The sequence below is a fragment of the Halomonas sp. ATBC28 genome (genome assembly GCF_005937175.1).
Lineage (GTDB): Bacteria > Pseudomonadota > Gammaproteobacteria > Pseudomonadales > Halomonadaceae > Vreelandella > Vreelandella titanicae.
The window spans coordinates 103,384-116,715 of sequence record NZ_VCQL01000002.1; the positions used below are offsets into that span (position 1 = coordinate 103,384).

Consider the following 13,332-nt stretch of genomic DNA (forward strand, 5'->3'; position numbering starts at 1 on the left):
AAAATAACCATCCTTGACGCGGAATGTCCACTTACGAAACAGTTTCCGCTTTCAATAGTGGCAAAACGCAGCCAAGGAAATACAGCCTGACCCATAGCAAGAACACAACAATAACGCACAAACGAGGCTCACCATGACAACTTCGCTCTTCCGCCAGCGCCCGCTTGCGATACTTATCGCTACATCCCTACTACCGCTCACCCTGCTCTCTACCCATGCCTTCGCGGAGTGCGAACGTGGCGCCCTGGATACCATCTATTGTGATGAAGATGGCGATATGGTGGCGGATCGCCCTGCCGATGAGGCTGAGTGGGTCAATCCAGACACGCTGATTTTTGCTTATACCCCCGTGGAGGATCCGGCTATCTATTCGGATATCTGGCAGCCGTTTATCGATCACTTGGCCGAGGTTACCGAACGGGATGTGCGTTTCTTCGCCGTACAGTCAAACGCTGCCCAAGTTGAAGCCATGCGCAGCGGTCGGCTGCATATCGCTGGCTTCTCCACTGGCCCTACGCCGTTTGCGGTGAATTTGGCCGGTGCCGTGCCGTTTGCCTTGATGGGCTCTGATGACGGCCAATTCGGTTACACCCTGCAGTTATTTACTCATGTCGACTCTGATATCCATGAGGTTGAGGATCTCAAAGGCAAACGCGTTGCCCATACCTCACCCACCTCAAACTCGGGCAATTTAGCCCCTCGTGCGCTGCTGCCGGAACTCGGCATCACCCCCGATGAGGATTACGAAGTGGTCTATTCGGGTAGCCACGACCAATCCATGCTGGGCGTGGTGGCCAAGGATTACGACGCGGCCCCCGTGGCCTCAGAAGTCGTCGAGCGGATGGCAGCACGCGGTCTTTACGATGAAGAAGACGTGCGCCTGATCTACGAATCCGACCGTTTCCCCACTACCTCCTATAACTACGCGCACAACTTGCATCCCGACCTGGTCGAGAAAATAGAGGAAGCCTTTTTTAGCTTTGATTTTGTCGGCACCGAACTTGGTGAAGAGTTTGAGGGCGTCGAGAAATTCATACCCATCAACTACCAAGACAACTGGCAGGTAATTCGTACCATCCAAGCGGCCAATAACGTGAGCTATACGCCAGAAAACCTGGAAGAGTAAACGTAGCGCACCGCCGCCGGCGGTGCGGTTATTGTCTCGACGATGGAAGCGGACACATGCTGGAAATTACCAATCTGGTCAAACGTTATGGCCACGATGAAGCCGTGCTGAAAGGGCTTGACCTCAAGGTAGAGGGAAACAGCGTTGTTTCTATCGTAGGCGCCTCGGGTGCGGGCAAAAGCACCATGCTGAGATGTATCAATCGCCTGGTCGAGCCAACCTCCGGCTCGATCAAACTCAACGGCAATGAGCTGGTGAACCTGAAAGGCGCCGAGCTGCGCCGTGCTCGCCGCAAGATCGGCATGGTGTTCCAAGGTTTTAACCTACTGGATCGCTTGACCGTGATGGAGAACGTGTTGGCCGGGCGGTTGGGTTATGTGAATCTCTATCAAGCGATATCGCGCCGCTACCCTCAGGCTGATATTGAGCGTGCGTTTGTGCTAATGGAGCGGGTGGGAATCGCTCATTACGCCAACAAGCGCGCTGATGAGCTATCCGGTGGCGAGCGCCAGCGGGTAGGCGTCGTGCGAGCCCTGATGCAGGAGCCTGATGTTCTGCTGGCGGACGAACCAACTGCCTCGCTGGATCCACGCACCTCCGAGCAAATCATGATACTGCTGCAAAGCCTGGCCAGTGAGCTCTCGCTGCCAGTACTCATCAATATCCACAACGTCGCACAGGCCAAAACCTATACCGAGCGGATTGTGGGCCTACGCCACGGCAAGATGATCTTTGATGGGTTGCCTGCCGATTTCAACAAAGACGCGTTAGACGCCATCTACGGTGGCATTGAAGCGCCGGACGATGCGATTACTGATACGCCAGCGGAGGAACCCTCACATGACTCCGCCTGAGGCCCCTTCAACGGCGCCCCGCACCTGGCGAAAGCCGCCGTTCATTGCCAACCCGTTGCTACGCTATGGGTTAATCGTGGTTGCCGTGGTTTATCTGGTCTGGGCGTTCGGCTCGCTGCCGTTCAACTGGGCGCGGATCTCTGAAGGGTTGCCCCGCGCGGCACGCATATTTAGCGGCGGCTTCCCACCCAGCCTAGAGCGCTACGAGCTGCTGCTGACAGGCTTTAAAGAGAGCTTTCAAATCGCCATTCTGGCGACGCTATTGGGGGTTTTACTCTCTATTCCCTTTGCCGTGATGGCGGCACGTAATATCGCCCCAATGCCTATCTATGTGATTGGCCGGTCGGTGATTATCGTATCGCGCAGCTTTCATCCGGTAATTGTTGCCATCCTGTTTGTCGCTGCCGTTGGATTTGGCCCACTCGCAGGTATTCTGACTCTGACACTCTACTCCATCGGCTTTGTGGGCAAGTTGCTCGCCGAAGAGATCGAGGAGATTGATTGGGGCCAAGTAGAGGCGATGAAAGCCGCCGGCGCTGGCTATGTGGCCATTCTGTTTTATGCGGTCTTTCCGCAAATTCTGCCACGCCAGGTAGGGCTATCCATGTACCAATTGGATAGTAACTTGCGCGCATCAGCGGTGGTCGGAATCGTTGGGGCAGGCGGCATTGGCGGCACCCTGATGAATGCCTTTGGGCGTTACGACTACGATTTCGCCTTTGCGATTCTGCTCATTATCATCGCGGTCATTTTGCTCAGTGAAGGTGTCAGCGGCTGGGTAAGGAAAAAAATATGGTAGATCACGCACAGCAGCTTGCCGATCGTATTTGGCAACGCTATGACCGCAAACAGCGCCTGATTCGTTACGCCGTTCTGCTAGCTACCTTGATGTTAGTGGTTTGGGCGGTGCGCGATATTGATATTTTCTGGCCCTGGGTGTGGGATGCGCCCAACCAAATCTCCGGGCTTGGCGCACGCATGTGGCCACCCAGTGCGGCGGGGCTCAATGGCATTATCGCAGCGCTGATCGAGACCGTGCATATCGCTACGCTGGCTACCTTTCTGACGATTTTCCTGGCGCTCCCGGTGGCCTACATCGCCGCCCAGAATACTACCCCCAACCGCGCCTGTTTGTGGTTTGGTCGCTTCATTCTGGTCTCAAGCCGTTCGGTGAACACCATCATCTGGGCGCTGCTGTTCGTGGCCATTTTTGGCCCTGGGGTATTAGCGGGCATACTCGCCATCATGTTTCGCTCGATTGGCTTTATCGGCAAGCTGATGGGCGAAGCAATAGAGGAGATTGACCGGCGCCCCGTAGAGGCCATGGAAGCCACCGGGGCCTCCAAGGCCAAAGTGGTCGCCTATGCAATCGTGCCTCAGGTCATGCCCGCGTTTTTTGCCATCGTCATCCTCCGCTGGGATATCAATATCCGCGAATCGACGGTACTTGGGTTGGTGGGCGCCGGGGGTATCGGCGTTATCCTCCAGGGCGCAATTGACACCTTTGCCTGGCCTACCGTGGCGACCATTTTGATTGCCATTATTGTGCTGGTACTGATTGGTGAAGCCGTCACCAGCTTGCTGCGTAGCAAGGTGCTGTAACCCACGTTGCTTAAGCCGAGGCAAGCGTTTGACCTAACGCCAAACGCTTGCCATGGTTAGATGACCATCAACGACATGGAGTATGCACAGCGATGACAACCTATATCGTGGTAGCCGACGCCGCTCGCGCACGCATTTTTACCCGAGATGCCTTAACGTTGGCAGAGCAAGAAAGCATGGTTCACGCTGAAGGACGTCTACACGAAGGTGACTTGGTCACCGACGGTCGAGGCGATGTGCATGAGTCGATGTCCACTACCTCTCGCTCGGCTGGCGAAGAGGGAACGGCTACTAAGCACGAAAACGAGTTGTTTGCGAAAGAGGTCGCTCAGCGACTTTATAGTGCTCGAGTAGGCAACAGTATGAAGAAGCTCATTATGGTGGCGCCACCTAAATTTTTAGGGCTTTTACGCGATAAACTCGATGCCCCTACCCAAAAGCTGGTGATTCATTCCCTATCAAAAGATCTAAGTAAAGCTTCAATGGCCGATATTCAACAAGCAGTTAGTGATTTACGCTAGTAATATCCAAAACTTAAAGACCATGTAAGACTAAAGAAAGGGTCGCTCTCGCCGATAGCCTAGAAGACATTATAAACGGTACCTCCCCCTGAGTACTGACATGCACTTCTACGTCGAGAGCGACCATGCTATCTACCCTCCGAGCACGCATCCTATTGGCTGCATTAGTGGCGATTACCCTCGCCCTGGTGGTTAACGGCATTGCCAGTTACACCACCGTAAAGCACCATAATAGCCAGCAAATAACGCGCAATCTTAGCGCCGTGGTTAACGGTAATACGCAAGCTATCAACGAGTGGTTTAACGCACGCTATACCATGCTTTCCAGCATGGATGATGCAGCCAATAGCGATGAGCCACTTGCCGCACTTCGACAACTGGCTGGCTCAGGCAGCTTTATGACAGCCTACATTGCTTATCCTTCCACACCAGACGCTATTTTTTCCGATGGATGGCAGCCCCCCAGCGATTACGACCCGCGTCAGCGGCCCTGGTACCAAGGCGCAGCCGAAGCGCAAGAGACCATTATTACGGCACCTTACACTGATGCCCAAACGGGGGGCTTAATCGTTACCTTTGCACGCCCTTTCTACCGTAATGGGCAGCTGGCCGCAGTCATTGGTGCGGATATTACTATTGAGGATGTGATCGAAATTGTTACCGGCATTGCCCCTACGCCGTCCAGTTTCGGCTTTTTAACCACTGAAGACGGCACCCTGATCGCGCATCCTGACGCTGACATGACGCTCGAACCTTCCACACGTTTGAGCGATGAACTGACCAACACCCGGCTTAGCGAAATCGCCCAAGCCGATGAACCCCAATCGCTTTCACTGCAAAACAGCGATACGTTGCTGATGGGCAATAACGTGGGAGGTAGCAGTGGCTGGCAGTTGATTGTGGCACTGGACGAACACGAGGCAACAGCGGGCCTGCGCGCCATCGCCACTACATCGATAGTCACGCTGCTGATTGTGGCCGCAATCACGGCAGTGGTCTTCGGTTTGCTGCTTTCTCTGCTGCTACGCCGCTTGCTGGGAGTTCGTAATGCGATGGATGATATCGCATCGGGAGAGGGCGATTTAACCCGACGCTTGCCCGAAGAGGGTAATGATGAAGTCACTCAAATTGCCAAGGCCTTCAACCGTTTCGTAGGTAAAATGGAGGCCGTATTAATCGATGTACGCACCAGCAGTGAATCTGTTCACCACGCGGCCAATGAGATCGCCATGGGTGGCCAGGACTTATCACGCCGCACCGAGAACGCCGCCTCTAGCCTGCAACAAACGTCCGCTTCGATTGAAGAAATCACCAGCACCGTGCAGCACACTGCTGCCTCGGCTCAGGAAGCCAACAAGCTCTCTCAAACTGCCTCAGAAGTAGCCAACGAAGGCGGCAAGGTGGTGGCGAATGTGGTTACCACCATGGAAGACATTACCCACGCCTCCGATAAAATCGGTGAAATCGTCACGTTAATGAACAGCATCTCTTTCCAGACCAACCTGCTGGCGCTTAACGCGTCGGTGGAAGCTGCCCGCGCTGGCGAGCATGGCCGTGGTTTTGCCGTGGTGGCCGACGAAGTACGCAAGCTGGCTGGGCGTAGCAGTGATGCCGCCAACGATATTCAAAAGCTGATTGAGGACTCTCAAACCAAGGTTAACAATGGCACCACTTTAGTGCGTAATGCGGGATCTACCATGCAAGACATCGTCGCGCATATTACCCGCGTTACCGATGTTTTGGAGGAGATCAATGCGGCCACCAGCGAGCAAAGCGATGGCATCAATCAGGTCAACATTGCCGTCGCAGAACTGGATCGCATGACTCAGGAAAACGCGGCCATGGTGGAAGAGTCCACGACCGCCGCCGAGCAACTAAAAGAACAGGCCGATCATCTGGCAGGCACTATCAGTAGTTTTAAGCTGTCTCACGCCGCGGCACCTGCCCTGCAAGTGCAGTACCAAGCACATGACAACCGCCGCCATCACATTACTTAAGGGGTAACGCTATGCATTTTCGTTCGTTACGCTCTTTTGTCGTCGCACTTGCGGGCCCTTGCTTGCTCGCGATTGTGGCTGCGCTAGTCATCTATAACTTGGTCGCCGCGGCCCGCACCCAGCAAACGGTGAATGAGCATACCGGCGCATTAATGGAAAGTGCATTGAATGCGCGCTTAGATGCCATTGCCGAAGCAGAGGGCGGGCGTATTCAGCGCGAACTCAACAATGCCATGACTATCGCCAATCAATTGGCGACTACTAATGCTTTGATGGGTATGGAGGATGAAGAGGGGCGCCGCTCGCTTTACCTGAACCGCCGCGAACTATCTAACTTAGTGCGCCAAACTGTGGCCGACAACCCGACACTGCTGGATGCATTTATCGGCTGGGAGCCCAATGCGTTTGGTGACGACGCACGATATGCAGGAGATGAGCGCTATGGCCATGACGGTAGCGGTCGCTTTATGCCCTGGTGGTACCGCACCGAGGATGAAACGCTAGAAGTGCTGCCGCTGGGAGATACCATGGAGAGTGAAGAACGCCTTCCCAGCGGCGTTCGGGAAGGAGAATACTATCTTTGCCCTCGTGAAACCCTAGTTCCTTGCATTATCGATCCGGCGGCTTATGACTATGGCGGCGAGACGCAACTGGTCACTTCGTTTAACGCCCCCATTTTGGTGGATGGCGAGTTTCGTGGCGTTGCGGGGGTAGACCTCTCCCTTAACTTTATCCAAACCCTGCTAAGCGATGCCAACCAAGCGCTATACGAAGGCGCTGGGCGCATGGCTCTCATCGCGGGAAGTGGGGGGCTAGTCGCCGACACGACAGGCGTAGAGAGTCTGGGCTCGCCTGCCAGTGACTCCCTTAGCAGTACAATTCTCGCGGGCATCCGAGAGGCATCAGAGCAAGGTAGCCTGCAAAGCAGCGTTAACGATGGTCTACTGCAGCGCTATCAGCCTATTACCATTGGCGATACTCGCCTCCCCTGGGTGTTGGTACTCCAGCTCCCTGAAGACGTAGCGCTTGCGGAGTTAGGCGAGCTGCAAGCAGTTCTCAGCGAGCAGCGCCAGCAAAATACGCTGGGCATGACGGTAGTAGGGCTACTTCTGGCAGCATTGGGGGTGGCAGCGCTATGGTGGATTGGCGGGCGAATCGCACGGCCTCTTAAGCGGCTTGCAAGCCGCATGGAAGAGATTGCTTCAGGCCATGGTGACCTTACCCAACGTCTACCGGTGCATGGGAGAGATGAAAGTGCCGCGGTAGCTGAGCAGTTCAATGCCTTTGCAGAAAAAATTCAGGTTATTCTGCTGGATGTGCGCCGTAGCAGTGAAGCCGTCAACCACGCGGCTAATGAAATTACTCAAGGTGGCCACGACCTCTCACGGCGCACTGAACAGGCCGCTGCCAGCCTGCAGCAAACCTCATCTGCGATGGAAGAAATCAGCAGCACCGTTAGCCATACCACTCACGCCTCGCAAGAAGCCAGTGGGCTTTCACAAACCGCCTCGCAGTTAGCCTCGCGTACCGACAGCGCGTTTGAGCAAGTCGTGGCAACGATGGATGATATTCGCTCCAATTCCGATGAAATTCAGGCCATCGTGACCGTCATCGACGGCATCGCCTTTCAGACTAACCTGCTTGCCCTGAATGCTTCTGTGGAAGCCGTCCGGGCTGGCGAACACGGTCGTGGGTTTGCCGTGGTCGCCGACGAAGTTCGCAAATTAGCCTCTCGCAGTAGCGAAGCCGCCAAGGATATCCGCCAGCGTATTAATACTTCGGCTGGCAAGGTTGAAAGCGGTACCCAAATGGTTCGAGATGCGGAGTCGGCAATGCACGAATTAGCAGAAAGCGTCACGCGGGTAACGCAAATGTTGGGAGATATCAGTACGGCCGCTCGAGAACAAAGCGAGGGCATTAGCCAGGTGAGCATTGCCGTCACCGACCTAGACCAAATGACCCAGCAAAACGCCGCGCTTGTGGAGGAGTCGACGACCGCCGCTGAACAGCTAAACGATCAGGCGGATAGGCTCGCTGCGCTGGTAGGCGGCTTTACACTTGAGCCAAAAAACGCCCCTAGCAACCATCAGTTGCCTGCTCCCGAATTGACTGAGCGATAAACGCTTAAGGAATCGGCGGCAGCGCAATATCGTCGCTGCGCTTGGCCCCAGCGGTCATTTCACGGCACAGGCGCAGGAATTCGCGCACGCCGGTGGTGAGGTATTTGTGCCGATGCCAGATAAACGTAAACTGACGCTTTAGATCCAACTCCGGCGTAGGCAGCGGCACCAAGCTGCCGCGCCGGAAGGCATCTCGCAGTGCCAGGCGCGAGACACAGCCAATCCCCAGCCCTGACTCCACGGCACGCTTAATACCTTCCGTATGCTCTAGCTCTAGCAGGGTGTTAAACCGGCTGCGGCGGTGGCGCGCGGCATGCTCCAGAGTCATGCGGGTGCCAGAGCCCTCTTCGCGCATAATCCAGTCCTCACGCAGCAGCTGTTCAAGTTCAAGGTGCTCGCGGCCTGCCAGTGGGTGTCGCGGCGAGCAAAACACGCACAGCTCATCTTCCACCCAGGGTTGGCTGATGATCATGTCATCGTCGCACTGCCCCTCGATCAAGCCTAAATCCAGCGAGTGCTGGCGCACGCCTTCGATAATATGGCGCGTATTGCGCACTGCCAAGCGCACCCGGCTACCGGGGTGGCGCTGCATAAAATCGCTGATCAGCAGCGTGGCCAGGTAGTTGCCAATGGTCAGCGTAGCCCCTACATCCAGCGACCCAACCCCTTTCTGGCCACGTAGAAGCTCTTCAATCTCTTCGCCGCGATCCAGCAGCGCCACCGCTTTGGGCAACAGCTGAAAACCCAGTGCGTTAAGTTTTAAGCGTTTACCAATCCGATCCAGCAGTTGGCAGTCGAACTGCCGCTCAAGCTCCGCAAGCGCCGTGCTGGTTGCCGACTGAGACATGGCCAGCGCCCGCGCCGCATGGGAGACGCTCTCATGCTGAGCAACCGCCACAAAGACTTCCAACTGCCGCAGGGTGTAGTGCATAGAGTCTGACCTTTATTTGATCTATATCTATTTTTCAGATAACCGTTATCAATATAATTCGCTTAACAGATATACCACCCTTTGCTTAGACTTGCTGGCAACATATTTAATCATTTTTATTCTTTTTAAGAATATGACCGATGCGGACTAGCGCCAGCATCGACTAATGGAGAAAACGGCATGAGTAAGTTTGCTCTGGAAGAAGTGCTTAGCGTCCATCACTGGAACGATACCCTGTTCAGCTTCCGCACCACCCGCGAGCGCAGCCTGCGTTTCAAAACCGGTCAGTTCGTGATGATTGGTTTGGAAGTGAACGGCAAGCCGCTGATGCGCGCTTACTCCATTGCCAGCCCCAACTACGAAGACCACCTTGAGTTCTTCAGCATTAAAGTACCCGACGGCCCGCTCACTTCACGCCTTCAGCACCTGAAAGTAGGCGATCAGATCATGGTTAGCCGCAAGCCCACCGGCACGCTGGTATGCGATGACCTACTGCCGGGCCGCAACCTCTACATGCTCTCCACCGGTACCGGCTTGGCGCCGTTTATGAGCCTGATCCAGGATCCTGAAGTGTACGAGCGCTTCGAGAAGGTAGTGCTGGTTCACGGTGTGCGGGAAGTTTCTGAATTGGCCTACGCCGACTTTATCACCAAAGAGCTGCCAGCCCATGAATACCTGGGTGAAGACATCGCTGAAAAGCTGGTCTACTACCCCACCGTTACTCGGGAGGAGTTCCACACCATGGGGCGCCTAACCGACCATATCCGTACGGGCAAGCTGTTTGAAGACACCGGCCTGCCGCCCATTGATCCGCGCCAGGATCGCGCGATGATCTGCGGCAGCCCCGCCATGCTGGACGATACCAGCGCGCTACTTGACGAGCTGGGTCTGAATATCTCGCCGCGCATGGGCGAGCCGGGCGACTACGTCATCGAGCGTGCGTTTGTCGAGAAGTGAGACGTAAATAGTGAATCGTAATGAGTGAGTGGTGAATAGAAAAAAGTTTAGCCGCCAGAATGATCGCATCACTCATACAAAGCCCCTGGGGAGAGCATCCACAGGGGCTTTGTCTACTCGGCACTACTTACCATTCACACCTTACCCTTCACCGTTAAACCGCGTCTTTGCCCGTTTCGCCAGTACGGATACGAATCACCTGCTCCAGCGGCATCACAAAGATTTTGCCGTCGCCGATTTTACCTGTGTTCGCCACCTGGGTGATGGCATCAATCACCTGCTCGACCATGTCGTCGTCCACGGCGACTTCCAGCTTCACCTTGGGCAGGAAGTCCACCACATACTCAGCACCACGATACAGCTCGGTATGCCCTTTCTGGCGCCCAAAGCCCTTCACTTCCGTCACCGTAATACCCTGCACGCCGATATCGGAGAGCGACTCGCGTACGTCGTCGAGCTTAAACGGCTTGATAATCGCTGTGATCAATTTCATTACCATATCCTCTAACTGGGTGGCCATGATGGGGTCGGGTTGAACGGCTGCGAATGTTGCAGCCGTTAACCGCTAACTACCAGCATACACCGCTATCGGCAGAGAATAAAAAAGCCTCCCACTAAGGGGAGGCCAGAAGGAGCACGCCAGCTCACTAGGTCAGCATTAAGTTATTTCTTAATGCCGCTGTTTATTTCTTAATACCGCTGTTTATTTCTTAATGCCAAATTCGGGATAGGCTTCGAGACCGCACTCAGCGATATCAACGCCTTCATACTCTTCTTCTTCGCTAACCCGGATGCCCATGATGGCTTTCAGGATGAGCCATACCACCAGGCTGGCCAGGAATACCCAAGCGAAGATACCTACGATACCGATGATCTGGGCACCGAATGATGCGCCGTCATTGTTCAGCGGCACTGCCAGCACGCCCCAGATACCGACAACACCGTGAACCGAGATCGCGCCGACCGGATCATCCAGCTTCACTTTATCGAGGGTGACGATGGCTGCGACCACGATGATGCCGCCAATCGCGCCGATAATGGTAGCGCTCAGTGCGGTCGGAGAGAGCGGATCGGCGGTGATGGCCACCAGGCCAGCCAGGGCACCGTTCAATGCCATGGTCAGGTCAGCTTTGCGGAACCACAGTTTGGCCAGGATCAGTGCCGCAATCACACCACCTGCCGCTGCTGCATTAGTGTTTACAAACACCTGAGCCACGTTGTTAGCAGAATCGACAGCCGCAAGTTTAAGCTCGGAACCGCCATTGAAACCGAACCAGCCCATCCACAGAATGAAGGTACCCAGCGTTGCCAGCGGCATGTTGGCACCGGGAATAGCGTGGATAGAACCGTCTTTACCGTATTTACCTTTACGTGGGCCTAGCACGATCACACCCGCTAACGCAGCCGCCGCACCGGCAAGGTGCACAATGCCGGAACCCGCATAGTCAGAGTAGCCCACTTCAGACAACCAGCCGCCACCCCAAGTCCAGTAGCCAGACACCGGATAGATAAACGCGGTCATTACCACAGCAAAGGCCAGGAATGCCCACAGTTTCATACGCTCAGCGACGGCACCCGACACAATTGACATGGCGGTTGCCACGAACACGACTTGGAAGAAGAAGTCAGAACGCATGGAGTAGTAGGGCGCGTCATCGCCGCCTGCGGTAACCGCATCCACACTGTTTTCAGCGCCAATCAAGAAGCCCAGATTGGGCAGGAAGCCGCCAGCGCTGCTGGAGTACATGATGTAGTAGCCCACCAGCAGATACATGGTGCAGGCAATGGCAAACAGCGCGATATTCTTGGTCAGTATCTCAGCGGTGTTTTTGGAGCGTACTAAGCCCGCCTCTAACATGGAGAAGCCTGCCGCCATCCACATGACGAGCACACCGCAAATTAGAAAGTAGAACGTATCGAGCGCGTAGCTCAGATCAGTCAACTCATTCATTGTAAGTTCCCCGTTGAACTATAGAAATGATCCGAAAAAGCAGCGTTAAACGGCGTCTGCACCGCGCTCGCCTGTCCGAATCCGAATAACGTCTTCAAGCGGTGTCACAAACACCTTGCCGTCACCGATCTTGCCGCTGTTAGCCGCACTACAGATTGCATCCAATACGCTCTCCAAACGGGCGTCGTCTACGGCCACTTCCACTTTTACCTTGGGTAGAAAGTCGACGACGTACTCCGCGCCACGATACAACTCGGTATGCCCTTTCTGACGGCCAAAACCTTTAACTTCAGTGACCGTAATGCCCTGAACGCCGTTGTCGGCCAATGCCTCACGAACGTCGTCGAGCTTAAATGGCTTGATGATAGCGGTGATGAGTTTCATCCCGGATCTCCCCTGCTGGATAAGTCCTGCTAGATTGGTAGCGGCACAGCCGCCAGAATAAGCACCTGAACCGATAATGCGCATACTGTGCCAGCTGACTTTTTTTTCTTAAAAGTCAGTTGATTAGCCGCTACCAAAAGTAATCTTCAGGGCTAAATCCGAGCAAAGCCATTGTCACACCACCGCTATTGCACCAAAAAAGAGCGTAAGCAAAAGTAGCCTGCTCTATTTCGATGCACACCCTGGGTTAAGCAGTAAAAGCACGCGATACATGCGAATTCGCCAACTGTTGCGTATCCTTACCGGTAAGCAATATTTAAAGCAGGTTTATCTAGGAGAGAACGATGGCGCCTCAAGACCGTATTAGCCGCTTGGCCCAGCAGATTGGTGACCGTTTACAAAACGCCTCCCAGGCGCCAGAAGATATTCAAAAGGGCGTGCAGCAAGTCGTGCGTGGCGCCTTCGACCGCCTGGAGCTTGTCTCACGGGAAGATTTCGACATTTTAATGGATGTACTGCAGCGCACCCGTTCGCGGGTAGAGGCGTTAGAGCGCCAAGTCGCTAACCTTGAAGCAGCCGTTGATGCCTCCGCGCCAACGACGTCCACGCCGCTCGAAGCTGAAGCCCCACCAGTTCCAGAGCAGCATGCGCCGGAATCAGATGCAGAAGACGAGAAGAATAAACCCGCTTAACGTTCAAGCTTCATTAGCAGCAATAGGGAAATGGCCTATTGCTGCGCGCACCGCAAAATAAATACGAATCACTATCGTTGACTTTGTTTTTCGTGGTGATACTCTCCGCCTTTGATTTTCTTACCGTCTGCGGATTGTTCACTATGCACGCCCTGTCACTATCAAACCTATCTGTTGCAAAGCTGCCTTTTGCAAAG

The 13,332-nt window shown here is 54.7% G+C and carries 13 protein-coding genes; 9 read left to right on the forward strand and 4 right to left on the reverse strand.

Translation table 11 applies throughout. The annotated features are described in order from the left end of the window. Nucleotides 1–133: 133 nt before the first annotated feature. The 7 genes from phnD (at nt 134) to E0L35_RS02510 (ending at nt 8,220) form a co-directional block, all read left to right on the forward strand. Nucleotides 134–1,126, forward strand: a complete 993-nt coding sequence (gene phnD / locus E0L35_RS02480; protein WP_022521309.1) for a phosphate/phosphite/phosphonate ABC transporter substrate-binding protein — start codon at nt 134–136, stop codon at nt 1,124–1,126. A gap of 56 nt (nt 1,127–1,182) precedes the next feature. Beyond that, nucleotides 1,183–1,980, forward strand: a complete 798-nt coding sequence (phnC, locus tag E0L35_RS02485; RefSeq protein ID WP_022521308.1) for a phosphonate ABC transporter ATP-binding protein — start codon at nt 1,183–1,185, stop codon at nt 1,978–1,980. After that, complete coding sequence (phnE, locus tag E0L35_RS02490; protein ID WP_022521307.1) at nt 1,967–2,779, forward strand: phosphonate ABC transporter, permease protein PhnE; 813 nt, start codon at nt 1,967–1,969, stop codon at nt 2,777–2,779. The genes phnC and phnE (E0L35_RS02490) overlap by 14 nt, the downstream gene beginning before the upstream one ends. Beyond that, nucleotides 2,773–3,582, forward strand: coding sequence for a phosphonate ABC transporter, permease protein PhnE (gene phnE / locus E0L35_RS02495; RefSeq protein WP_022521306.1), 810 nt, complete (start codon nt 2,773–2,775; stop codon nt 3,580–3,582). Before phnE (E0L35_RS02490) ends, phnE (E0L35_RS02495) begins: the two co-directional genes overlap by 7 nt. Before the next feature lie 92 nt (nt 3,583–3,674). Beyond that, entirely contained in the window at nt 3,675–4,103 is a 429-nt protein-coding gene (locus tag E0L35_RS02500) for a host attachment protein (RefSeq protein ID WP_022521305.1), read from the forward strand. A 125-nt stretch (nt 4,104–4,228) separates the two neighbouring features. Further along, entirely contained in the window at nt 4,229–6,100 is a 1,872-nt protein-coding gene (locus E0L35_RS02505) for a methyl-accepting chemotaxis protein (protein ID WP_089691181.1), read from the forward strand. An 11-nt stretch (nt 6,101–6,111) separates the two neighbouring features. Then, entirely contained in the window at nt 6,112–8,220 is a 2,109-nt protein-coding gene (locus E0L35_RS02510) for a methyl-accepting chemotaxis protein (protein WP_138799509.1), read from the forward strand. A gap of 4 nt (nt 8,221–8,224) precedes the next feature. Here the strand turns inward: E0L35_RS02510 and E0L35_RS02515 are convergent, their stop codons facing one another. Continuing rightward, nucleotides 8,225–9,151 (reverse strand): LysR family transcriptional regulator, encoded by a 927-nt coding sequence (locus E0L35_RS02515; RefSeq protein WP_009286188.1) that lies wholly within the window; start codon nt 9,149–9,151, stop codon nt 8,225–8,227. A gap of 180 nt (nt 9,152–9,331) precedes the next feature. Here E0L35_RS02515 and E0L35_RS02520 point away from each other — a divergent pair, with 180 nt between their 5' ends. Further along, the gene (locus E0L35_RS02520) at nt 9,332–10,108 is read left to right on the forward strand and encodes a ferredoxin--NADP reductase (RefSeq protein WP_007112363.1); all 777 of its coding nucleotides are present in this window, start codon (nt 9,332–9,334) and stop codon (nt 10,106–10,108) included. A gap of 154 nt (nt 10,109–10,262) precedes the next feature. Here E0L35_RS02520 and glnK read toward each other — a convergent pair whose 3' ends face one another. The 3 genes from glnK to E0L35_RS02535 form a co-directional block, all read right to left on the reverse strand. Continuing rightward, a complete protein-coding gene (glnK, locus tag E0L35_RS02525) occupies nt 10,263–10,601 on the reverse strand; it encodes a P-II family nitrogen regulator (protein ID WP_027957942.1) in 339 nt (112 codons plus the stop codon). A 210-nt stretch (nt 10,602–10,811) separates the two neighbouring features. Continuing rightward, nucleotides 10,812–12,059, reverse strand: a complete 1,248-nt coding sequence (locus tag E0L35_RS02530; protein WP_009286189.1) for an ammonium transporter — start codon at nt 12,057–12,059, stop codon at nt 10,812–10,814. 45 nt (nt 12,060–12,104) lie between these two features. Further along, nucleotides 12,105–12,443 (reverse strand): P-II family nitrogen regulator, encoded by a 339-nt coding sequence (locus tag E0L35_RS02535; protein WP_007112359.1) that lies wholly within the window; start codon nt 12,441–12,443, stop codon nt 12,105–12,107. 344 nt (nt 12,444–12,787) lie between these two features. Here E0L35_RS02535 and E0L35_RS02540 point away from each other — a divergent pair, with 344 nt between their 5' ends. Beyond that, nucleotides 12,788–13,135 (forward strand): accessory factor UbiK family protein, encoded by a 348-nt coding sequence (locus E0L35_RS02540; protein WP_022521302.1) that lies wholly within the window; start codon nt 12,788–12,790, stop codon nt 13,133–13,135. Nucleotides 13,136–13,332: the final 197 nt, after the last annotated feature.